We start from the raw sequence: 22,164 nt of genomic DNA on the forward strand, positions 1-22,164 counted from the left end.
CCTTTGAGACATATGTGTCAGAACAGTAAGAAAGATGAGACGCCCGCAGTTGCGGTGAAATAGGGACTGAATAGCCCCTCAAACAGGCAAAACAGTCCGTATTCCACCGCAACTTATACAGAGTGCCTAGCGGTTGCGTTCCTTAAGGGCGCGGTCGATCTCGCGTTGGACATCACGCTTGGCCATGTCCTCGCGCTTGTCGTAGAGCTTCTTGCCGCGACCCAGACCCAGCAGCAACTTTACGCGGCCGTCGGTATTAAAGTAGAGCTCCAACGGAACCAGCGCATAACCACGGTTGCGAAGTTTGCCGTCAAGAAAGTCGATCTCCTTGCGGTGCAGCAGCAAACGACGCCGACGGTCGGGATCGCGATTCCACACGCCACCATGGCTATAAGGGTGGATATGCAGTCCGATGAGCCAGCACTCGCCGCCACGAATCAGCGCAAAAGTGTCAGTGATCTGGCAGGCGCACTCGCGAATCGACTTGACCTCGGTGCCGCTCAGCTCAATACCGCACTCAAACGTCTCATCGATAAAGTACTCGTGATGTGCCGAGCGATTCTTGGAAATGAGTTTGCGCTCGCGCTTACTGGGCATCGCCGGCCTCCTTGGCGCCGTCGGCGTTTGAGCCCGCAGTCTCGCGCTTTGCCTTGCGCTCGGCATTGAGCTCGGCATCGCTCTCGCGCACCAGTTTGATAATCGCCGCGCAGGCCTCCTCGCCCACCAAGTCGCGAGCACGTACCGTCAGGCGCGTCGCCTCCTGCTTGTCGCCGTCGCTTGCAGCATCGGTCGCGCACATAATCAGGCAGATGGCAATCTCGGCCGAAGGCGAGGTCGGCACGCCTTGCAGGGCCAATTCACCCATCACGTGGTCGTCGCTCTCATCAGCGGCATCCGGATAGGTGGTATGGATCTTGTTGAGCAGGCGCGTCGTATGCGCATCGTTGGGCGCCAGGCGCAGCGCCAGACGCGCGCAGCCCACGGCAGCCGAAACGTTCTCGGTCTCGGGCTCCAAGAAGTACTGCCCTAGATTGGCGTAAGCGCGGGCGGCGCACTTGCCATCGCTTGCACGCTCCAGCACCGAGAACGAGAGCGATGCCCATTCCTGCTTGTCCTCGAGTGCACGGAACAGCTCGGCCAAATCCAAGCGATAGTTGCAGTTCATGGGGTCCCAACGCACAGCCTGCATCAGGGCATTACGAGCGCTTACATAATCCTGCTGGCGAATGTAGGCAAACGCCATGTCAGAGTACAGGCGGTCAAACGGCACCTCGACCTGCACGAGCTCGCGCGGATCCTTCTCCACGCGGCGATAGGCCAAGCGCTCAAACTTGCTATCGAAGCTAAAGTATTGACGCTTCTCCTCCGTCTTGCACTCAGCATCAATATACTCCTCGGCGAGCTCCACCAGACGCTCCAGCAGCGGCGTCGCCGTAGCCAGGTCGCCCTGCGCCAGATAGTTCTCGGCATACGTGATGTCTTGCAAGCTGATGGGCAGATCCATGGCTACTCCTCGATCTGAGCGAAACACGGCAGGCGCCGTATATACGGTCAATACACAAAACCCGGGTCTCTTACGAGGCCCGGGCGTTCATTTGTGGGTAGCCCGTACCAGATTCGAACTGGTGATCTCCGCCTTGAGAGGGCGGCGTCCTAAACCGCTAGACGAACGGGCCATATGAAGCAAATGCAATGGCTGGGATGGAGGGAGTCGAACCCCCATTGACGGAACCAGAATCCGCTGTCCTGCCATTAGACGACATCCCAATGACTGCATCGCTGCGCTCGGCTGTGCCTTTGCGCAAGAAAGAAATATACGGGAAGTCCCGCCATGACGCAAGCCCCAATTTTGACTTTTTTGAAATTCGGGCAAATTGGCCTAATTTCGTCCAAGCCGTGAAGGACCTGTGAAGCCGACCGCTGTACATGAAGGGCAAAACGCCGCGAGCGGTAGCCGTCAACCGTTGGCAGATTCTACCGTGAAAACGATAGCACCAGGCAACACAATCGAAGTATCAATGATCGCGTAGATATCGAGGCACCATGGACGAAGAGCTTGATTACCTATGGGAGACCCTGGGCCTCGAGATCACTGCCGACCTTTGGCCCGAACGGGACAAAATTCACCCCACGTTACGCCCCGCCATTACTGTGGTGCAGGCAAAATACCGCCGTGCATCCTTTTTGATCATGCGGATGTCATGGCACGCGGGACTCCCCGACCTTAAGCGAATCCAGGCAAGCCTCGTCGAGTTGTCCGGTATGCCGACCGTCATATCCGAGGCACACCTGGAGCAGCGCCAGCGTGAGCGACTGCAACAGCAGCGGATTCCCTTTATCTGCCCTGGCGTTCAGGCATATCTGCCCTTTATGGACGAGGAGTACTGGAGCGGCAAGCCCAACAAACACGTAAAGGTCTACGATCCGCACGAATGGGCACAGCTGGCGGACTGACTGGGGCAGGCCCGCCGGCGGAAAGTGCGTCCCAGATTTCAAGCTCAAACTGGTCCCTACTTTCCCGTCGAGCCCTCAACCGGAAACCGTGTCCCGCAATCGAAGCTCAGAATGGGACGTGCTTTCCGCAACCGGCCACTTTGGGAAAGTGCATCCCATTCTGGAAGCGAATTCCGGGTCGCACTTTCCGCAGCCGCTACAGCAACGCCTCGGCCCAAGCCGCTTCCCTAAAGCCGGGAATCGCAAAGTCGTCGCCCACCAGCAGCGGACGCTTGACCAGCATGCCGTCGGTCGCCAGCAGCTCGTAGCACTCCCGATCCGTCATGCCCGCATCCAGACGCGCCTTCAGGCCCAGCTCTCGATATTTCATGCCCGACGAATTAAAGAAGCGCCGCACCGGCAGCCCCGAACGAGCAATCCAGGTCGCAAGCTCATCAGCCGTGGGATTGTCCAAAACGATATCGCGATCGATATACTCTACCCCATGTTCGTCCAGCCATGCCTTGGCCTTCTTACAGGTCGAGCACTTGGGATATTCAACAAGCAGTACGGTCATGGGAATCCTCCGAATATAGATCGGCCAACGCGAGCACACGCCACACGAGGCGCCTTCGTATGATGGGCCAATTGTAGCCCACGGGTCACACGCTAAACGAACCGTACCCCGAATCCGCGTTTGATGAACGGCAGTAGCTCCATTGCCTCGGGCGTGATATGGCCCGCAACGTTCATGCGCTCGTCACCGGGAAGATCGACCCGCGCAATCTCAAGCTCGCCTTCGTAGCGCCCATATCCGCTATTGCTCACAGCGATCGACCCCGCCTTTCGCGGCAGGCCGGCTCCGGCATCCGTCGGCACGGAATCCGGCTTAAGCGTCGTACGTGACTCCTGAGACCTAAAGATGAAGACGCTCGAGTCGGGCCGGTCGTGATGAATCTGCCCGCGCGCATAGGCATAACCGGGCTCAAGCTCGCATTGCAGGTCCACGTATCCGGCGGAAACTTGAGCAAACTGCGCCCAGCCCGCATCGGATAGATCGGGGTCGCCGACCAACACAATGTCGCAATCGGCGCCATGTGCAAGCTCAAGCATATTGAGAGCAACCTTTGACGCGCGACCGCGCTGCGCCTCGACCGTCGGCAGTCCCTCGAATACCGGCCCGCGAACGTTAGCATCACCCGGCACAAAAGCCATGATTTCGAATCCAAGCGCCGCAAGACGAAGATTCACCCGAGCAATGTCCTCCAGAGCTAAACCGGTATAAGGCTTGGGGTAAAAATTGTGGCAGGCGGCAAAACGAGTCACATCGGCACCAGCCTCACGCCACGATGCGATTTCATCAGAACTCACCGTCGATGCATTGACCACAATGTGAAATACACCGGACAGCTCCGCGACCCGCTGGGCGCTAAAGCCATAGTCCAAACGAAGGTATTCCAACCCCAGATCGCGCAGGTCCTCGATGCGCTCAAGCCCGAGCAAATCGCACGTGCGAGGCCCCACATCGGCAATGAGCGCAATGCCGCGGGCGGAAAGCAGCGACAGCACATGACGGACCTTATCGGCATACGCCGCTCCCCCATCCTCGGGAATATGCAGCGAGGTGAACGCATAGCGCGCACCCGCCGCGGCACCATGTTCAATCGTCCGCTCAATATCCTGCAGAGGGCTGGAAAGATAAATCGAAATACCCGTTTTCACGCTTCAACGCTCCTTTAAAAAAGGCCGGCGGAGCAGCTAGCCCCGCCGGCACAACCATAACATCAAGAAATCTGCCGCGCGCCGCGAACCCCGAGCAACACGGCTCGCGATATCAAACTACTCGCCAAAGAACTCGTTGATCTTCTGCTCGTCGACACCGAAGAACCACGTCAGGACAAAGCCGGCGGCATAGGCAAGCAGCATAGCGGCAACGTAGCCGAGCTGCTGGCCAGGAACGACGATCAGCAGGCCAAACAGACCGGAAACGCCCTGAGAAACCGTGCCGATGTGAAGCAGCGCCGCGAGCGCGCCGCCAAATCCGGCACCCAGGCAGGCCGTCACAAACGGACGAACGAGCGGCAGCGTAACAGCATACATCAGAGGCTCGCCCACACCCAGGATTCCAACGGGAATGGACTCTGCGACGTACTTCTTGAGCTTGGCGTTCTTGGTCTTAAAGTACAGCGCCAAACCGGCACCGACCTGGCCGCCGCCAGCCATCATAAGGATGGGAAGCAGGTAATTGATACCCTTGGTAGCGCCGTCGGGATCGTTGAGCATAGCGTGGATCGGCGTGAGCGCCTGATGCAGGCCGACGGACACCAGCGGCAAGAAGCCTGCCGACAGGATATAGCCGCCCAGGACGCCCAGCTTCTCGAAGATAAAGGTCAAAACGCTAAAGATGGCAGTCGTCAGCCATGCGCCAACCGGCTGGATGACGAGCATCAGAGCAAAGGCGCCGATGATGAGCACCAGTAGCGGAGACAAGAACGTGTCGAGTGCGTTGGGCATAACCTTGCGAATCTGACGCTCCATCCAGGCAAAAAATGCGCCAGCGATGAGAGCCGCGATCATGCCGCCCGCTGCGGGGTTGTACTGCGCACTGGTGAGCGGCAGCAGAATGGCAGTGGCAGGATCAGCCGCGCCAGGCGCAAGCAGGGGCATGGCACTGTTGGCGATACACATCATGCCGGCGATGCCGCCCAGCGCAGCGGAGCCACCAAACTCACGTGCCGCGTTATAGCCCACCAAGATGGGCAGATAGGCAAACAGGGCCCAGCCCATGGAACGAATGCCCTGGTACCACCACTCGCCTGCAAGCGCGCCTGCCGTCGAGACGTTAATGACGTTGCAGATACCGTTGATGAGGCCAGCCGCAATGATGCCGGGAAGCAGGGCGACGAAGACATTGGAAATCTTCTTGAGGAAGGCCTGAACCGGCTTAGACTCGTACTTGGCCTTCTGCGCGGCCTTGTTTGTGGCCGCAGCGTCAACCACGCTCTCGTCGGCAACGCCTTTCGCAAGGCCAGTGAGCTTGGAGAACTCCTCGAGCACCTTATTCACCTTGCCCGGACCCAGCACGATCTGCATCGTGTCGTCCTCGACCAGGCCCATCACGCCGTCGAGTGCCTTAATGCCCTCCGTGTCGACGTTGCCCGCGTCTTTGACGGTCACGCGCAGGCGCGTCATGCACGCCGCGTTTGCCAGCACGTTGTCTTTACCGCCCAAAAGGTCCAGCAGCTTTTGAGCCAGCTCTTTGTTCGTCATAACTCCTCCTTGTATTGGGTATCTCGTCTGGATGTCATATCAGCTCGCGCCGCGCACCTATTGGGCATCGGCATTGCTTTTCTCATGGCCACTCACCGCAGCACGGACATGGCCTCGCGCCCGCTCAAGAGCTACCGTAGCCTGCTCGGCATCGCAGTCCAGCAGTATCGAGACAATAGCGGTTTTTACGTGGCCGCCGGCATCTGCAAGCGCCTGAACAGCGCGCTCGCGCGTGCAGCCGGTCGCCTCCATCACGATGTTCTGCCCGCGCACCACCAGCTTCTCGTTCGTCTGCTGCACATCGACCATCAGGTTTTGGTATACCTTGCCGATCTTGACCATGGCACCGGTCGAAATCATGTTGAGAATGAGCTTTTGAACCGTTCCCGCCTTGAGCCTCGTTGAGCCGGTCAGCACCTCGGGACCGGGCACGGGCTCAATGGCAAGATCTGCGCTCTCCCCGATCTTCGACCCTTGGTTGCAGGCAATTGCAATGGTCTTGCACCCAGTTGCCTTGGCGTACACAAGGCCGCCCACCACATAAGGAGTACGACCGCTTGCCGCCAGGCCAACGACAAGATCCTTGTCCGAGAGTCCACGCTCTCGCAGGTCGTTCGCGCCAAGCTCATCGCTGTCTTCGGCACCTTCGACAGCCTTGATAAACGCCGTCTCGCCTCCGGCAATGAGCCCGACAATCAGATCGGGTGACACGCCAAACGTGGGCGGACACTCCGAAGCGTCGAGTACGCCCAGACGACCGCTGGTGCCTGCGCCCATGTAAAAGACGCGCCCGCCGCGCTCGAGTGCCTCAGCAGCCCAGTCGATTGCTGTGGCAACCTGGGGCAACACTTTCGTGACCGACTGGACGGCACGAAGATCCTCATCGTTCATCGTCGTGACGATTTGCAGCGATGTCATCGTATCGAGGTCCATTGACCTTTGATTACGCTGTTCGGTCGTGAATTTTGTTAAATCGAGCATTTCATTCACCTCATCTTTCCTGTTTCTCGATGTAGTTTTGCTTAATGACATGCGTCGCCCGTTCGTAGTCGCTGGCAACGTAAGCAGCGTACAGGGCATCGACAACCATAAGCTGGGCCATACGCGAAGCCATGGCACCGCTGCGGATCAAGGGTTCACTCGCAGCAACGCCGAGCACGGCATCGGCCATGGTGGCAAGCTTGGATGATCCATCTACTTTGGTAACGGCCACAACGGGACAGTTGTGACGTTGAGCCTCGGCGGTGCAGTCCAGCACCTCTTGCGTCAAGCCCGAGTAACTAAAGGCGATTGCCATATCGCCCTCATGCATGTTCTTGGCACATAAGAGCTGATCATGCCAGTCGTCGTACAGATGGCACTCTTTGTCGACACGCATGAGCTTTTGCGCCAGGTCGTGCGCGACCAAACGAGAGGCACCAATACCGAACAGATTGACTGCGCGTGCCCGCTTAAGACGGGCCGCGCATCGCTCCAAGACGGTGTAATCGAGCGTTCGCGCCGTCGCCTCGATCGTGCGCACGTTGCTTTTCATCACCTTCCCCACGATACGTTCGACGCTGTCATCCATGGAGATGTCCTCGAGGGCTACGTCTTTCTTGTCGCCTAAGAGCGCCAGCTCGGCAATCAGTTCGCGCTGGAACTCCTTGTAGCCCGCAAAACCCAAACGCTTGCAAAAGCGCAAAATGCTCGAGGGCGAGGAGAACGTGACATCGGCAAGACCGCGGACGGACAGCCCGACCACCTCGTGCGGATGAGCGCTTACATATGCGATGACATTGCGTTCCGCCGGGCTCGCGCTGAGCTCACGCTCGCGAAGCCGCAAAAGCAATCCGTTTGCCATCTCAAACACCTCCGTTGAGAAGAATTAAAGACCAACGAACGATTCGTACCGGATACAAACAGCTTTTGCGGTACATTGTGCCGCATCGTGGCGCACAAAGGGCGAGCGTTCTACCGCTCGCCCCTCAAATCCGACCGCTCGGAAATACGCGCGACACAAAATAATTCAACGAAGTTGCATTATCAGAAACGGGTTTGTTACCGGCTAGCGCCTCGCATGGGCGCCGATCGGCCGAGTCGCATGGCGCACCAACGCCGCTGCCAGCAATACCAACAGCATGGCGGTGACATAGCCCGCAGTATCGAATCCTAAATCGATAACGTCGAAATGCCTGCCGGGAACAAAGATCTTATGCACCTGATCGCCAACGGAGCAGGCGGCGCAAAAGAGCAATACGGGCACGCAACGGGAGCATACGCTCCACGGACGCCTGGAAAAGCAAACCACGACCACCGAGGCGAACAATCCGACGAAGAAAAACTCTACGGTATGGGCAACGCGACGGACGTTCGTGCCCACCCACATGCGAATGGAAGCAAGTCGGCCAGACCGGACATTCGAGGCAGCCGAATCGGCGCCCCCGGTCATTCCGTTCTCTGTCTGGGCTTCACCCGTGGCATCAGCAGCCTGAACGCCCGTAGCCTGACCCTCCACCACACGCGCGGTGGACTCGCTCAGCAACGACGTCTCCACCGCATTTTGCTCCGTCAGCACCCAGATGCCCGCCAGCGTTGCAACGAACAGAACGATCGCGGTCCATCCGATTATTTGTTTTACGCGCGCCAAGGGCCAACCTCCTTTTTTGAATATCAGCGAGTGTAGCCCCAAATGGCATCGTCACCGTATCAAAATTTGAATCGCAACAGGAAGCGACAAAGCGACGCAAACCCCTACCCCGCCTCGCGCATCCAGCGATCGAACGTCCCCACGCACACGCCCAGGCACTTTGCTGCCTGGCTGCGGGTAATATCGCCTGCCTCATAGCTATCGCGCACCAGCTCAAACTGAGGAGGGCACGGCTTGCGAGGTCGACCGAAACGAACCCCTCGCGCCCGCGCCGCTGCAATTCCCTCCGCCTGGCGCCGATGGATATTCTCGCGCTCCACCTGCGCCACGTAGCTCAGCAGTTGCAGCACAATATCGGCAATCAGGGTGTTGGTCACATCCGGCGCGCCGCTGGCCCTAGCGCGCGTGTCAAGCAATGGCATGTCCAACACCACAATGGCAACCCCGAGCTCCTTGGTAATGCGTCGCCATTCCTCAAGAATCTCGGAGTAATTACGGCCAAGTCGGTCGATAGAAAGCACCACCAGTACGTCCCCGTCTCCCAGGACGTGCAGCAGCTCGCGATAACGCGGTCGATCGAAGTCCTTGCCGCTCGCATGGTCGGCATAAATATTCGCCGAGCCCACGCCATAGGCGCCCAGCGCATCCAGCTGCCGATTAAGGTTCTGATCGCGCGAACTCACCCGCGCATAACCGTACACCGTCGCCATCTCATCCCCGCTTTCTTGTAAACCTGCCAAAAAGGGACAGGTTTATTTTGGTAGGTTTTACCTCTCAAATAGCAGGTAAGCGGGCGGCCGAGCAGACGGCAAGGTAGCCACGATTCAAATGCGAAGGGCGGTCCCGAAAGGCCGCCCTCCGCTCCCCCACCATGAGTCGGGATTTGGCTAATGGATAAGCTTAAAGTCCAGGTGCCCACGCGTGGTATTGACGCGCGAGACCTCGATAATCACGCGCTGCCCCAGCTCGTAACGGGTGCCCGTGTCGGCACCCGTGAGCGTTAGCGCGTCCTCGTCGAACTCGAACCACTCGTTGCCCAGGCTCTTGATCGAAACCAAGCCTTCGACCTGCGTTAGATCCAAGCGCACAAAGAGGCCCATGCTGCTAACCCACGAGACGGTTCCGGCATAGCGCTCGCCTAGACGGTCCTCATAGTACTGGGCAATCTTGATCTTTTGCGTCGCATGGCTGGCGGCATCTGCCGCGCGCTCGGCATCGCTGCATGCGCGGCAGATCTGCGGCAGAATGCGCGGCAGCGACTCGCGTCCCTTGCCGATCAGCCGCGACGTACGGACCAAGGCGTCCTTGCCGCCGAGCTGCTCATAGGCCAACTGCAGCTTGAGTACGCGGTGCACCACCAGATCGGGGTAGCGACGGATGGGACTCGTAAAGTGGCAGTAGCACGGCGCGGCGAGCGCAAAGTGGCCCTCGTTGCGCGGCTTGTACAGCGCGCGCTGCATGCTGCGCAGAAGCAGCGTGTTAACGAGCGGTGCGTTGGCCGTACCGGCGGCAGCATCAACTGCAGCCTGCAGCTCATCGGGGCTCCCCAGGGCAATACCGGCAGCACGGCGATCGTCGATGATGCCTAGCTGCGCCAGCGCAACGGCAGCACCGTGCAGGCTATCGGGGCTCGGATCCTCATGCACGCGATAGCAGGCCTCGATATCACGGTCTGCCAGCCACTCTGCAACGCACTCGTTGGCGAGCAGCATGGCTTCCTCGATAAGCGACGTGGCACACGAACGCTCACGCGCCACAATCTGCACGGGCACTCCGTCCTCATCCAATAGAGCGCGAATCTCGGCCGTGTCAAAATCGACTGAGCCGCGGGCGCGACGAATACGACGGCGAAGTTCGGCGAGTTCGTTAGCGGCGACAAGGAAATCGCCGAGGTCGATGTTGTAGCCGCGGGCGGCCTCCTCGCACGCAAGGCCGCGCTCAAGCGCTTCCTCGCGCGAGGTCTCGGCAGCCGCAACATCCTCGGCTGCACCCTCCAGCACCGAATACTCAACCGCGCCGGCACGCACCAGCAGCGCCTCGGCGCCGTCATAGTCCATACGCACACGCGAGCGAATCACACTGGGGTACGGATCGTAATGCCGCACGCGACCCTGTGCATCGAGCTCGATATCGACGGTAAACGCAAGACGGTCCTCGTCAGGGCGAAGCGAGCACAGGTCATTGGACAGGCGTTCGGGCAGCATGGGAAGCACGCGATCGGCCAGATACACCGATGTCGTACGATGGCGAGCCTCAAGATCGATATGCCCGTCCCAAGCCACATAGTGTGAAACGTCGGCGATATGCACACCCAGCTTGTAGCCACCCTCGGGCGTGCGCTCCAGCGAAATGGCGTCGTCATAGTCGCGCGCGTCGACTGGGTCGATCGTGATGACAAAGCGGTCGCGCAGATCGCGGCGGAGCGGGTCCTTAAGCGCCGCGGACACATCGAGCGAAAGCCCCTCGGCCTCGTCCAGCGCGGCCTCGGGATAGCTATCGGTATAGCCGTAACGCGCCATCACATATTGAACGCCCAAATCGGGCGCGTCATCTCCGCCAATGCGGCGTTCGATCGTCACGGTACCCGATTCCAGGCGCGTCGGGTAGGTCAAAATACGCGCGACAACAGCATCACCCGGGTGGACACCCAGACGATCCGCCGAGGTATCCTCGGGCAGAATGAAGAAGTCGGCCTTCAGACGCGAATCGAGCGGCTCGATCACACCGAGCGGACCGGCGGTCTGGTACGTGCCCACCACGCTTATGGCTGCACGCTCAACCACGCTTTCGATCACGGCGCGCCGCTCACCGTGCGGGCTGTTCTTAATGCTCACGGCAACGGTATCGCCATCCATGATCTCGCGCTTACCGCGGCCCATGACCTTGTAGTCGCCATTCTCGGTTATGACATAGGCACTGTGCTCATGGAGCTGCACGCGCCCGGTCAGGCTCGGACGGCGTTCGCTGCGCACCGGCCCGCGCCGATTGCGAGTTCCACGCTTATGCTTGTTATTGCGCCCCATGGCGCCTCCTAACTATCGATTGCCGTTTACATCCCAAGAGTCTACCCAAACGATCCCTAGGGGATGAAGGAAAACGGATCACATAGATAGACCAGCGCTACGATGATTCGTTTCCTTCGTCCCCTAGGGATCAAAAAACGGGCCGCCCCATAAGAGACGACCCGTTGGAAGGGATGAATTCCAGGCATGCCTACACGCGCAGGTAGCGACGCATGGCGATGGCAGAACCAAAGAGGCCGATAATCACGCCGACCAGAATCAGCGCAGTATAGGTCACCAGGTAGTACTGCATCGGCAGGGCAAACGACATCCAGCCGATGCTCTCCTGCAAACGCGGAATCATCAGATTGCGCAGCAGCTCCAGAACGCCGATGGAAAGCAGCGAGCCCAAAATGGCCTGCAGTACGCCCTCGGTGATAAACGGGCCACGAATGAAGCCGTTGCTGGCGCCGACCAGACGCATAATCGCAATCTCACGACGACGCGCCGTAATGGACAGGCGAATCGTGTTGTTGATAAAGATGAACGCGATAAAAGTCAGCAGGCCAACGAGCACCACGGCGGCGATGCGGATGTAGTTGGTCACCTGGAACAGGCGGCTCACTTCCTCCTGGCCGTACAGCACGCTCGCGTTGACGTCGCCGTCATCCGCGATCTTCTGGAAATCGGCATCCTTCTTGAGCTTCTTTGCCGTGCTCTCGACCTTGGACGGATCGTCCATCTCAATAGCGAAGGAAGCCGGCAGCGGGTTCTGGCCATCGAGCGCGCTCATGGTGGCGTCGGCGTTGCCCGACATCTTGCTCGTATACTCGGCCAGCGCGTCGTCCTTGTCCTTATAGGTCACGGACTTGACGTTATTCCACGTCTTAAGCTCGGCCTCAAAAGCCTGAACATCGGCCTGATCGGCGTCATCGCTAATGAACGCGTTGATGACAACCTGATCCTCGACGGTGCCGATCACGGAGTTCAGCATCGCGGAGCCCATGATGAACAGGCCGATGATAAACAGCGAAAGGAAGATCGTGATGACGGCGCCGAGCGAGGTAGTCCAGTTACGGAAGAAGTGGCTGATTGCCTCTTTGAAGGAGTAGCCCACGTTAGTTGGTGCCATAGTTGCCGTAACCTCCCCTCTCCTGGTCGCGGATAACGTGGCCGCCCTCGAGGGCGATCACGCGACGGTGCATGCTATCGACCATCTCGCGGTCGTGCGTGGCGACGATCACGGTGGTGCCGGTGCGGTTAATACGCTCAAGCAGCTTCATGATGCCCAGCGAGATCGCCGGGTCGAGGTTGCCCGTCGGCTCGTCGCAGATCAGCAGCGGCGGACGGTTGACCATAGCGCGGGCGACGGCAACGCGCTGCTGCTCGCCACCGGAAAGCTGGTCGGGCAGCGAGTCCATCTGATCGGCCAGACCGACCAGACGCAGCACCTCGGGCACCTGGCTGCGAATGACGCCCTTGGGCTTGCCGATGCACTGCAGGGCAAACGCCACGTTTTCGTAGGCGGTCTTTTGCGGCAGAAGCTTAAAGTCCTGGAACACGGCGCCAATCTGGCGGCGCAGGAACGGAACCTTGCGGTTCTTGATCTTCATGAGGTCCTGACCGGCAACCAGGATGCGACCGCTCGTCGGCTTGACGTCACGGTTGAGCGTCGACAGCAGCGTGGTCTTACCCGAGCCGGAGTGACCAACCAGGAAGACGAACTCGCCCGGATAGATCTCGATGTTGATGTCGTCGAGTGCAGGCTTGTTGGGCTGTGCCGGATAGATCTTGGTGACATGCTCCATAAGGATAACGGGCTCGACACCGGCCTGCTTGGCCATCTTCTTGCGGCTGGCCTGCGGATCGATGGGCGCAAACACCGACGTAAAATCGGGGTTGTTGAGCGCGTTATCGAGGCTTGCGACCTCGGCTGCCTGATCGCTCTCGACCACCGGGGCAGCAGGCTGCGTGGGGTCGGGAATAGCGGCAAAGAGACCGGACTGCGCAGGCTGAGGAGCCGGCGTCGCAGGGGCCAAGGGGTCGGGAATGCCGGCCATGGTAGGCTGCGGCGTGGCGGCACCAGCCTGAGGCTGCTCCACGCGAGCGGTCACGGCCTGAACGGGCTCAAAACCCGCCGTGCCGGAAAGCGCGACATCGCTGGTTGGATTGTAGGCAAAGGGATCGGATGCCGGCTGTGCCTGATCTGCCGGCTGAGCGGGGGCCTGAGCAACAGGCTGGCCCTCTGAATCCGGAGTGGCGAAACGACTGCCCTGGACGCCTGTCTGCGTCTTGGGGGCATCATCGCCCGCACCGGAGGTACGGAAGTGGTTACCCACTGGTGCTCCTTATCGTCGTGCGTTTAAACTACATGAGCGCTTTGTATTTTAGCAGCATTAGCTTTGCTGCACATAAGAAGCATGGCGTGCTTAGGGATCCCGTCGGCCGGGCACAGGGCTACTAAGGGGCCGCCGCGTTTATCTTGGGGTGCTGCATATACAAAGTTGGAAGGGTCTGAATTGCGCTTTGTCGATATGTGCCCTTTTCCCTGATGGGACCGTGCTTGAGGGGCGTCTTCATGAGTTGCGGTGAAATAGGGACTGTTTTACCAGTTAAAAGGTCTAATCAGTCCCTATTTCACCGCAACTGAAACAGGGGCGCTCTCCAAGAGAGCGCCCCTGCCGGGTTTCCATAGTACTGGCGAAACAGTTTTATAGTTCTGGCGAAGCAGTCCTTGAGATCCGCCTTGCCTTATGCCAAGAACTCCTTGGTGGTCGCCACGATGTTGGCGGCGTCCAGGCCATACTTGTGCAAGAGCTCGGCACCCGGGCCGGACTCGCCAAAGGTGTCGTTGACGCCGATCTTCTTGAGGGGCGTCGGGCACTGCTCGCACAGGACGTCGGCAACGGCGCTGCCCAGGCCACCGATTACAGAATGCTCCTCGACGGTCACGACGTGACCGGTCTTGGTGGCGCTCTTGACGATCAGGTCGGCATCGATGGGCTTGATGGTGTGCATGTTGATGACCTCGGCGTCGATGCCCTCGGCAGCGAGCTGCTCGGCGGCCTCGAGAGCCTCGCCGACCATCAGGCCGCAGGCAATGATGGTCACATCGGCGCCCTCGCGCATGACAATGCCCTTACCCAACTCGAACTTGTAGGTCTCGGGGTCGTTGATAACCGGCGAGGCCAAACGAGCGAAGCGCATGTACACCGGACCGTCGCACTCGTAGGCGGCGCGCGTCACGGCGCGGGCCTCGACGTCGTCGGCAGGAACGATCACAGTCATGCCAGGGATGACGCGCATCAGGGCGATATCCTCGCAGCACTGGTGTGTGGCGCCGTCCTCGCCCACCGAGATACCGGCGTGCGTGGCGCCAATCTTAACGTTGAGATGCGGGTAGCCGATGGAGTTACGGACCTGCTCAAAGGCGCGGCCGGCGGCAAACATGGCAAAGGTGCTCGCGAAGGCAACGCGGCCGGTGGTCGCGATACCGGCGGCGACGCCCATCAGGTTGCTCTCGGCAATGCCCACATCGAAGAAACGATCGGGGCAGGCGGCCTTGAACTTGCCGGTCTGTGTGGCGGCGGCCAGGTCGGCGTCGAGGACCACAAAGTCATCGTGCTCGTTGGCGAGCTCGACGAGGGCCTCGCCGTAGCTTACGCGCGTGGCGATTTTTTTGACGTCTGCCATCCTAGAGCTCCTCTCCGGCGGCCGTGAGCTCTGCCATGGCCTGCTCAAACTGTTCATCGTTGGGGGCCTTGCCGTGCCAACCAACCTGGTTCTCCATAAAGGAAACGCCCTTGCCCTTCATGGTCTCGGCGATGATGGCGGTCGGCTGACCCTTGGTGGCGCGGGCCTCGGCAAAGGCGGCGCGGATCTGATCGAAATCGTTGCCGTCGGCAAGCTCCACCACGTGGAACTTAAAGGCGCGGAACTTGTCGGCGAGCGGCATGGGGTCGTTGACCTCCTCGACGGGGCCGTCGATCTGCAGGCCGTTGTGGTCGACGATCACGCAGAGGTTATCGAGCTGCTGGTTGCCGGCAAACATGGCTGCCTCCCAGACCTGGCCCTCCTCGCTCTCGCCATCACCCAGCAGGGCGTACGTGCGGTAAGTATCGCCCCAGTGCTTGGCGGCAACCGCCATGCCCACGGCGGCGGAGATGCCCTGGCCGAGCGAGCCGGTGGACATATCGACGCCCGGGGTGTCGTTCATGTTGGGATGACCTTGCAGGTGGCTGCCGATATGGCGCAGCGTCTCGAGATCCTCCTTGGGGAAGAACCCACGCTCGGCGAGCACGGCGTACAGGCCCGGAGCGCAATGGCCCTTGGAGAGCACAAAACGGTCGCGATCGGCCTTGCGGGGATCGGCCGGGTCGACGTTCATTTCCTCAAAGTACAGATAGGTCATGATGTCGGCAGCGCCGAGCGAACCGCCCGGATGGCCGGACTTGGCAGCGTGCACGCCGGTGACGATGCCCTTCCTTACCTCGTTGGCAACCTTTTTGAGCTCTTCGTCGCTCATTGTGCCTTCCTTTCATCCTCATTAGACAAAATGCGCACGGCACCGAAGGTAATCCCAACACAGCCGCAATGCACGTACGTCATTCATTATGCTGGAAACTGATGGCTTTACCAGAGTTTTTATCATTATTTGAACAATTTAGCAGGCAGAACCGCTGATGAAACGGTTTATCAATGTGAACGTCTTTTGGATGGAACGCGGTCGCCCCTACGCGCTAATGTCCTTGAATCCCTCGCCGAAGGCTTCCGTAACGTCAGCGACCGTCACAATGGCGTGAGGATCGCGCTCGCGCACGATCGTCTTGAGGGTATTGAGCTCTCGACGGCTCACGATGACCATAATCACCGGCTTCTCGGCACCCGAATACATGCCAGTCGCCTTAAACTTGGTACAACCACGACCCAGGCCATACATGATATCGGCAGCGATATCAGGGAACTTGTCCGAGATGATGAGGACCATACGGCGTTTGTTGCCACCATCGACCACGGCATCGATCACGTAGCCGCTAATGACCATCGAAAGGCCTGCATATAGTGCGTTTTCGATTGAAAAGACCGGAGCCGACAGCGCGCATACGGCAACATCGATCGCCATGACGGTCGAGCCCACGGGCAGCGAGGTATTACGCGATATGATTTGGCCAATCGTGTCCGAACCGCCGGTGTTGGCGCCGGCGCGCAACACCATGCCGTAACCGATGCCCGTAATAATGCCGCCCCACATAGCGGGAAGCATCAGGTCCGCATCCGCCAGAGGTGCTACAAACGGGGCGAACAGATCGGTAAAGAAGCCCAGCAGCACAAAGCCCGTCGCGGTCTGCACCACGTAGAACATGCCGCCCTCGCGCATAACGACCAGCAGCAGCAAGGCATTCATCACGATGGTCTGGATACCGACGGGAAGCGACACGCCTCGCGTCGCGCCGACCGCCTGGATAATGGTGGCAAGGCCCGTAACGCCACCGGCAGCAAGGCCGTTGGGAATCAAAAACAGGTCGGTCGCGATGGCGGCCAAGGCACACCCCAACATAATCTGGGGCAGATCGTGAAAGAAGTTCATCGAAAGAATGCGCTTGATGTCCAGACGATATGCCATGCTGCCTCCCTCAAAAAAGCGCACCCAAACGGATGCGCTTTGAACTTCTTCTTGTATTCGATTCTACCGATTCGCCGGACAAAAACCACCCCTGCGCAGGGTTTATTCTGGATACAAACCCGTCCAACCGTTGGGCTTGGCATCGGCTTGAAGCCGCCCGATGTTTTAGACCTCCGAGCCTTCTGCATCGGCGTTGCCGGTGGCCCAGCGATGGTAGCCAATAACAAACGGGTCCAGGTCGCCATCGTCAAGGACGGCCTCGACATTGCTGGTCTCCACGCCCGTGCGCAGGTCCTTAACCATCTGATACGGGTAGAGCACGTAGCTGCGAATCTGGTTGCCAAAACCAATCGTGGTCTTGGGTCCGCGAATCTCATCCAGGGCCTCGGCGCGCTTCTCGAGCTCAATCTCGTACAGGCGAGCCTTGAGGATCTGCATGCACGCGGCCTTGTTCTGGATCTGGCTGCGCTCGTTTTGGCAGGTGACCACAATGCCGCTGGGGAAATGCGTCACGCGCACGGCGGAGTCGGTGGTGTTGACGCCCTGACCGCCCGGGCCGCTCGCGTGGTACACGTCCACGCGGATGTCGTCGGGACTGATCTCGATGTCGATATCATCGGGTAGCACGGGGATGACCTCGACGCCGGCAAACGTGGTCTGGCGGCGCTTCTTGTCGTCGGTGGGGCTAATGCGAACCAAGCGGTGGACGCCGGCCTCGGCGCGCAGCATGCCAAATGCGTCCTTGCCCTCGACGGTAAAGGTCGCACGGTCGATGCCGATGACCTCGGCCGCGGGACAGTCGTTGATGGTGACCTTCCAGCCGCGACGCTGGCAGTACTTCATGTACATCTTAAAGAGCATGAAGGTCCAGTCCTGGGCCTCCAGACCACCCTGTCCGGGCTTGATGGTCACAATGGCATCGCCGTGATCGAACTCACCGGTAAACCAGCTCGAAAGCTCAAGCTCATCGATGGCACGGGCCAGGCGCTCAGCCGTGGCTGCAGCCTCCTCGCGAAGGGCGACGGCGTCGGGGTCATCCCCCATCTCCTCGGCAAGCTCCAGCGCGGCGCGGGCATCGGAAAGCTCGCCGCGCGCGGTGTCCACGGCAGCGATATCTTCCTTGGTACGCGCGATCTCCTCCATCGTGGCGCGAGCGGCGTCGGCGTCATCCCAAAAGCCAGGGGCAACACTTTTGGCCTCGAGCTCCGTTACGCGGGTGCGCTTCTCGTCCAAGTGGAGATACGACTCGACCTCGCCGAGCCGGTCCGCGAACGCGTCCAGCTCGGCGGGCGTTACCTCTAAAGCCTCAGCCATTAACGATTCCTGCCGTGGCAGTACTTAAACTTCTTGCCGCTACCGCAGGGGCACGGGTCGTTGCGGCCCACGTTGACGTACGGATCGTCGCTCTCGGACTTGCGATAGGTCGTCACCTTGCCACCGTTGTTAACGGCAGCCGGACCACCCTGGACAGCCGTGCGGGCCTGCACCTGCGCCTGCTTGCGCAGCACCGAGTCGCCGTTGTCACCATCGACCTCGGCAGGACCGGAGAAGCGCGCACCCTCGAGCGCGGGCTCCTCCTTGTGCTCCATGGCACGCGGGGCAGCCTTGATCTCGATACGCAGAACCGTGCGTAGGTAATCCTCGTACATGGTGTCGACGAGCATCTGGAACGCGCCGTAGGCCTCGGTCTTGTACTCGACCAGCGGGTCGCGCTGGCCAAAGCCGCGCAGGCCGATGCCGGTCTTGAGGTAGTCCATCTCCTGCAGGTAGTTCATCCAGCGGGTATCGATGACGCGCAGCATGACCTGGGTGTTGAGCTCGCGCATCAGGTCCTCGCCCAAGCGCTCGGCCTTCATGTTGTAGCACTTCTCTACGTAAGCCAGGACATCGGCAGCCAGGGCCTCATAATCCTCGTCGGGGAACTTCGGCGTATCGATGTGGCCGGTGAGCTCCACAACCCACTTGCGCAGGCCCTCCAGGTCGCGCTCGCCATCGTGACTGTCCTTGGTGCAGAACTCCTGCACGCAGCGGTACACGGTGTCGTGCATGACCTCGGTGATGTGGTCGGTCAGGTCCTTGCCGTCCAGAATCTTATTGCGCTCGGCGTAGATGACCTGGCGCTGCTTGTTCATGACGTCGTCGTACTCAAGGACGCTCTTACGCATGGAGAAATTGATGCTCTCGACCTTGTGCTGGGCGCTCTCGACGGCCTTGGAGATGATCTTGTGCTGGATGGGCATGTCGTCGCCCATGTCGGCCGTGACCATCATTTTGGAGACGCGGTCCATCTTGTCGCCGCCGAACAGGCGCATGAGGTCGTCCTCGAGCGACAGGTAGAACTGGGTCTCGCCCGGATCGCCCTGACGACCGGAGCGGCCGCGCAGCTGGTTGTCGATACGACGGGACTCATGGCGCTCGGTGCCGATGACGGTCAGGCCACCGGCGGCAAGCACGCGCTCGCGCTCGGCCTTGCAGGTCTCCTTGGCCTCGGCGTTAAACTGCTCGAGCTGCTCGGGCGTCACGTCCTCCATGGTCAGGCCCTCGTACTCAAGGCGCTCGCGCACCAGCTCGTCGGGGTTGCCGCCCAGCAGGATGTCGGTACCACGACCGGCCATGTTAGTAGCGATGGTCACGGCGCCGTAGCGTCCGGCCTGGGCCACGATATGGGCCTCGCGCTCGTGATGCTTAGCGTTGAGGACCTCGTGCGCGATGCCGCGCTTGGTAAGGGCGGCCGACAGCTTCTCGGAGCTTTCGATGGAGACGGTGCCCACCAGGACCGGTTGGCCCTTGGCGTGACGTCGCTCGACGTCGTCGGCAACGGCGTTGTACTTGGCCTGGACGGTGCGGTACACCAGGTCCTCGTGGTCAACACGCTGCACGGGCTTGTTGGGGGGGATGACCTCGACGGGCAGTTTATAAATCTCACGGAACTCGGCGTCCTCGGTGAGTGCCGTACCGGTCATGCCGGAGAGCTTGTCATAGAGACGGAAGTAGTTCTGAAGGGTGATGGTGGCCAGCGTCTGGTTCTCCTCGCGCACGAGCACGCCCTCTTTGGCCTCGATGGCCTGGTGCAAGCCCTCGGAATAGCGGCGGCCTTCCATGATGCGGCCGGTGAACTCGTCGACGATCTTGACCTCGCCGTTAGTGACCACGTACTGCTTGTCGCGATGGAACATGTACTGGGCCTTCAGCGCCTGCTGCAGGTGGTTGACCAGCTGGCCGGAGAGATCGGCATAGATGTCATCGATACCCAGGCGGCGTTCAATCTTCTTAAGGCCGCGCTCGGTGGCGGCGATGGTGTGCTTGGCCTCGTCCATGACGTAGTCGCCCGTGGGCTCGACGTCCTCGGTGGCGGTGAGCATGTCGTGCGACACGTCCTCACCGCGCTCAAGGCCGCGCACGGCACGCGCGAAGTCCTTGTAGGTGCTGGCGGACTTGGTGCCGGCGCCCGAGATGATGAGCGGCGTTCTGGCCTCGTCGATCAGGATAGAGTCGACCTCGTCGACGATGGCGTAATGGTGGCCGCGCTGTACGCGCTGCTCGGGGCGGGTGACCATGTTGTCGCGCAGGTAGTCGAAACCGAACTCGGAGTTGGTGCCGTAGGTGACGTCTGCCTGGTAGGCCGGGCGCTTGAGTTCGAGCGGCATGTTGTTCTGGAGCAGACCGACGGTCATTCCCAGGTACTTGTAGATGCGGCCCATCCACTCGGAGTCGCGCTTTGCCAGGTAATCGTTGACAGTAACGACATGCACGCCCTTGCCGGCGATAGCGTTGAGGTAGCCGGCCAGTGTGGAGACCAGGGTCTTACCTTCGCCGGTCTTCATCTCGGCGATATGGCCCTCATGAAGCGCCATGGCGCCGATGAGCTGTACGTCAAAGTGGCGCATGCCCGTGATGCGCTTGGAAGCCTCGCGCACGGTGGCAAAGGCCTCGGGAAGCATGTCGTCGAGCGACTCGCCGTTGGCGTAACGCTCGCGGAACTTATCGGTCTGGGCGCGGAGTTCCTCCTCGGTCATCTTCTCAAACTGGGGCTCAAGACCGTTGATCTGGTCGACGATCTTGTAGTAGCGCTTAAGGTCCTTATCGGATCCAAAGGACAGCAGCTTTGACATGAATCCCATGTGGTTTTCCTTTTTGGCCATCGCCCACGCCGTGCAGCTGCGGGCGAGTTAAACACAGATGATTGTACTTTAGCCAAACAAGGCGCGGCCTATACGGTCGACCTCGACCGCCACGTAATAACTACGACCCGACCGACCTGCCAAAAAGGGACTGGTTTATTTTGGCAGGTTTTATCTGGGAAAACGCCGTCACTCTGCCATTTGGTGCAAACCAACCCGTCCCCTTCGCACCAATCTGGTGCAATGGGAACGGGTTAGCCTGCACCAATAAAAAGAAAAGGGCCGCGCACCCAAACGGATGCACGGCCCTTTTGCCATGAATGCGAGCGATTCCTCGGCGAGCTATTTACTCAGCAGCCTCGGTGGTCTCGGCCTCGGCAGCGGCCTCCTCGACGGGAGCCTCTGCGGGAGCCTCGGCGGCCTGCTTGGCAGCCTCCTCGGCAAACTTAGCAGCACGCTTGGCCTTCTCGGCAGCCTTAGCCTCAGCGGCGGCCTTGCGAGCGGCCTCGGCCTCAGCAGCCTTGGCAGCCTTGGCAGCCTTGGCCTCCTCGGCCTTCTTGAGCTGGGCGGCAGCGGCGCCACCGAACTTGTCGGCGAAGCGCTGGACGCGTCCACCGGTGTCGACGAACTTCTGCTGGCCGGTGTAGAACGGGTGGCACTCGTTGCAAAGCTCAACCTTCATCTCGGACACGGTAGCGTGCGTCTTGAAGGTGTTGCCGCAGGAGCACGTCACCGTGCACTCGACATACTGGGGATGGATACCCTGCTTCATGGTAGGACTCCTTATTGGTCAGGCGCTGGTTACCGATCAGCGCATAAGGCGTCTTGGTTTCCGACCAAGACAACAAACTCGGCTATGGTACCACGGCGCCGCGTGTCCCACAAAAGGTTCACGGTCTTTTCGGAACGACACGAATCTGACCCATCGAAACACATCTCCACCGTTCCTTCAACTGGGAAAATGCCGTCCCCGGGGCCTGAGAAGGGCCCCGGGGACGTTCGACTGACTGCGGGAACGGCCTTTCCGCTCAATGTGTTCGGCTGAGATCGGAAATCAACCAAACTGAACTAGGTTCAGTATGGTTA

19 protein-coding genes and 2 tRNA genes are annotated in these 22,164 nt (G+C 60.0%); 1 reads left to right on the forward strand and 20 read right to left on the reverse strand.

Translation table 11 applies throughout. The annotated features are described in order from the left end of the window. Positions 1–126 precede the first annotated feature (126 nt). The 4 genes from smpB to AAAX72_RS07870 all read right to left on the reverse strand — a co-directional run bounded on the left by smpB (position 127) and on the right by AAAX72_RS07870 (position 1,767). Positions 127–597, reverse strand: coding sequence for an SsrA-binding protein SmpB (gene smpB, locus AAAX72_RS07855; RefSeq protein WP_349129856.1), 471 nt, complete (start codon positions 595–597; stop codon positions 127–129). Continuing rightward, complete coding sequence (locus AAAX72_RS07860) at positions 587–1,504, reverse strand: hypothetical protein (protein ID WP_035137397.1); 918 nt, start codon at positions 1,502–1,504, stop codon at positions 587–589. Before AAAX72_RS07860 ends, smpB begins: the two co-directional genes overlap by 11 nt. 98 nt (positions 1,505–1,602) lie before the next feature. Further along, a tRNA-Glu gene (locus AAAX72_RS07865) sits at positions 1,603–1,676 on the reverse strand. 17 nt (positions 1,677–1,693) lie between these two features. Next, a tRNA-Gln gene (locus tag AAAX72_RS07870) sits at positions 1,694–1,767 on the reverse strand. Positions 1,768–2,043: 276 nt separating this feature from the next. On the opposite strand from AAAX72_RS07870, the gene AAAX72_RS07875 reads away from it, so the two are divergent. Further along, on the forward strand, positions 2,044–2,454 hold the full coding sequence (locus AAAX72_RS07875; protein ID WP_006235322.1) for a hypothetical protein: 411 nt from the start codon (positions 2,044–2,046) through the stop codon (positions 2,452–2,454). A gap of 196 nt (positions 2,455–2,650) precedes the next feature. Here the strand turns inward: AAAX72_RS07875 and AAAX72_RS07880 are convergent, their stop codons facing one another. The 16 genes from AAAX72_RS07880 to rpmE all read right to left on the reverse strand — a co-directional run bounded on the left by AAAX72_RS07880 (position 2,651) and on the right by rpmE (position 21,850). After that, positions 2,651–3,010, reverse strand: coding sequence for an arsenate reductase family protein (locus AAAX72_RS07880; RefSeq protein ID WP_349091271.1), 360 nt, complete (start codon positions 3,008–3,010; stop codon positions 2,651–2,653). Positions 3,011–3,102: 92 nt separating this feature from the next. Next, complete coding sequence (locus tag AAAX72_RS07885) at positions 3,103–4,155, reverse strand: MupG family TIM beta-alpha barrel fold protein (RefSeq protein WP_349129858.1); 1,053 nt, start codon at positions 4,153–4,155, stop codon at positions 3,103–3,105. 117 nt (positions 4,156–4,272) lie between these two features. Then, positions 4,273–5,703, reverse strand: coding sequence for a PTS transporter subunit EIIC (locus tag AAAX72_RS07890; RefSeq protein WP_195625107.1), 1,431 nt, complete (start codon positions 5,701–5,703; stop codon positions 4,273–4,275). Between the two features lie 57 nt (positions 5,704–5,760). Next, positions 5,761–6,684, reverse strand: a complete 924-nt coding sequence (gene murQ / locus AAAX72_RS07895; RefSeq protein WP_349129860.1) for an N-acetylmuramic acid 6-phosphate etherase — start codon at positions 6,682–6,684, stop codon at positions 5,761–5,763. Between the two features lie 10 nt (positions 6,685–6,694). Further along, positions 6,695–7,546, reverse strand: coding sequence for a MurR/RpiR family transcriptional regulator (locus tag AAAX72_RS07900; protein ID WP_349129861.1), 852 nt, complete (start codon positions 7,544–7,546; stop codon positions 6,695–6,697). A 204-nt stretch (positions 7,547–7,750) separates the two neighbouring features. Next, positions 7,751–8,332 carry a VanZ family protein gene (locus AAAX72_RS07905; protein WP_349129863.1) on the reverse strand — a complete coding sequence of 194 codons (582 nt, stop codon included), beginning with the start codon at positions 8,330–8,332 and terminating at the stop codon, positions 7,751–7,753. A 104-nt stretch (positions 8,333–8,436) separates the two neighbouring features. Then, positions 8,437–9,042: a recombinase family protein gene (locus AAAX72_RS07910; RefSeq protein WP_055310347.1), complete on the reverse strand. Its 606-nt coding sequence runs from the start codon at positions 9,040–9,042 to the stop codon at positions 8,437–8,439. Between the two features lie 177 nt (positions 9,043–9,219). Next, positions 9,220–11,355 (reverse strand): RNB domain-containing ribonuclease, encoded by a 2,136-nt coding sequence (locus tag AAAX72_RS07915; protein WP_349129864.1) that lies wholly within the window; start codon positions 11,353–11,355, stop codon positions 9,220–9,222. Positions 11,356–11,545: 190 nt separating this feature from the next. Next, positions 11,546–12,466, reverse strand: a complete 921-nt coding sequence (gene ftsX, locus AAAX72_RS07920; RefSeq protein ID WP_349129865.1) for a permease-like cell division protein FtsX — start codon at positions 12,464–12,466, stop codon at positions 11,546–11,548. Beyond that, a complete protein-coding gene (ftsE, locus tag AAAX72_RS07925; protein WP_349129866.1) occupies positions 12,453–13,673 on the reverse strand; it encodes a cell division ATP-binding protein FtsE in 1,221 nt (406 codons plus the stop codon). Before ftsE ends, ftsX begins: the two co-directional genes overlap by 14 nt. A gap of 412 nt (positions 13,674–14,085) precedes the next feature. Beyond that, on the reverse strand, positions 14,086–15,027 hold the full coding sequence (locus tag AAAX72_RS07930; protein WP_006235309.1) for a transketolase family protein: 942 nt from the start codon (positions 15,025–15,027) through the stop codon (positions 14,086–14,088). Between the two features lies 1 nt (position 15,028). Further along, on the reverse strand, positions 15,029–15,859 hold the full coding sequence (locus tag AAAX72_RS07935; RefSeq protein WP_006235308.1) for a transketolase: 831 nt from the start codon (positions 15,857–15,859) through the stop codon (positions 15,029–15,031). A 207-nt stretch (positions 15,860–16,066) separates the two neighbouring features. Next, complete coding sequence (locus AAAX72_RS07940) at positions 16,067–16,957, reverse strand: YitT family protein (RefSeq protein ID WP_138113002.1); 891 nt, start codon at positions 16,955–16,957, stop codon at positions 16,067–16,069. Between the two features lie 165 nt (positions 16,958–17,122). Continuing rightward, positions 17,123–18,271, reverse strand: a complete 1,149-nt coding sequence (prfB, locus tag AAAX72_RS07945) for a peptide chain release factor 2 (protein ID WP_349129867.1) — start codon at positions 18,269–18,271, stop codon at positions 17,123–17,125. Continuing rightward, the gene (secA, locus tag AAAX72_RS07950) at positions 18,271–21,078 is read right to left on the reverse strand and encodes a preprotein translocase subunit SecA (protein ID WP_349129868.1); all 2,808 of its coding nucleotides are present in this window, start codon (positions 21,076–21,078) and stop codon (positions 18,271–18,273) included. Before secA ends, prfB begins: the two co-directional genes overlap by 1 nt. 346 nt (positions 21,079–21,424) lie before the next feature. Beyond that, positions 21,425–21,850: a 50S ribosomal protein L31 gene (rpmE, locus tag AAAX72_RS07955; protein ID WP_006235303.1), complete on the reverse strand. Its 426-nt coding sequence runs from the start codon at positions 21,848–21,850 to the stop codon at positions 21,425–21,427. Positions 21,851–22,164 lie beyond the last annotated feature (314 nt).

This window comes from Collinsella sp. CLA-ER-H8, assembly GCF_040092335.1.
Taxonomy (GTDB): Bacteria; Actinomycetota; Coriobacteriia; order Coriobacteriales; family Coriobacteriaceae; genus Collinsella.

What these genes read in the sequence shown, in the direction of transcription:
- smpB (WP_349129856.1), bottom strand. Translation starts at nt 597, where the DNA reads ATGCCCAGTAAGCGCGAGCGCAAACTCATTTCCAAGAATCGCTCGGCA.
- AAAX72_RS07860 (WP_035137397.1), bottom strand. Translation starts at nt 1,504, where the DNA reads ATGGATCTGCCCATCAGCTTGCAAGACATCACGTATGCCGAGAACTAT.
- AAAX72_RS07875 (WP_006235322.1), top strand. Translation starts at nt 2,044, where the DNA reads ATGGACGAAGAGCTTGATTACCTATGGGAGACCCTGGGCCTCGAGATC.
- AAAX72_RS07880 (WP_349091271.1), bottom strand. Translation starts at nt 3,010, where the DNA reads ATGACCGTACTGCTTGTTGAATATCCCAAGTGCTCGACCTGTAAGAAG.
- AAAX72_RS07890 (WP_195625107.1), bottom strand. Translation starts at nt 5,703, where the DNA reads ATGACGAACAAAGAGCTGGCTCAAAAGCTGCTGGACCTTTTGGGCGGT.
- murQ (WP_349129860.1), bottom strand. Translation starts at nt 6,684, where the DNA reads ATGCTCGATTTAACAAAATTCACGACCGAACAGCGTAATCAAAGGTCA.
- AAAX72_RS07900 (WP_349129861.1), bottom strand. Translation starts at nt 7,546, where the DNA reads ATGGCAAACGGATTGCTTTTGCGGCTTCGCGAGCGTGAGCTCAGCGCG.
- AAAX72_RS07910 (WP_055310347.1), bottom strand. Translation starts at nt 9,042, where the DNA reads ATGGCGACGGTGTACGGTTATGCGCGGGTGAGTTCGCGCGATCAGAAC.
- AAAX72_RS07915 (WP_349129864.1), bottom strand. Translation starts at nt 11,355, where the DNA reads ATGGGGCGCAATAACAAGCATAAGCGTGGAACTCGCAATCGGCGCGGG.
- ftsX (WP_349129865.1), bottom strand. Translation starts at nt 12,466, where the DNA reads ATGGCACCAACTAACGTGGGCTACTCCTTCAAAGAGGCAATCAGCCAC.
- AAAX72_RS07930 (WP_006235309.1), bottom strand. Translation starts at nt 15,027, where the DNA reads ATGGCAGACGTCAAAAAAATCGCCACGCGCGTAAGCTACGGCGAGGCC.
- AAAX72_RS07935 (WP_006235308.1), bottom strand. Translation starts at nt 15,859, where the DNA reads ATGAGCGACGAAGAGCTCAAAAAGGTTGCCAACGAGGTAAGGAAGGGC.
- AAAX72_RS07940 (WP_138113002.1), bottom strand. Translation starts at nt 16,957, where the DNA reads ATGGCATATCGTCTGGACATCAAGCGCATTCTTTCGATGAACTTCTTT.
- prfB (WP_349129867.1), bottom strand. Translation starts at nt 18,271, where the DNA reads ATGGCTGAGGCTTTAGAGGTAACGCCCGCCGAGCTGGACGCGTTCGCG.
- secA (WP_349129868.1), bottom strand. Translation starts at nt 21,078, where the DNA reads ATGGGATTCATGTCAAAGCTGCTGTCCTTTGGATCCGATAAGGACCTT.
- rpmE (WP_006235303.1), bottom strand. Translation starts at nt 21,850, where the DNA reads ATGAAGCAGGGTATCCATCCCCAGTATGTCGAGTGCACGGTGACGTGC.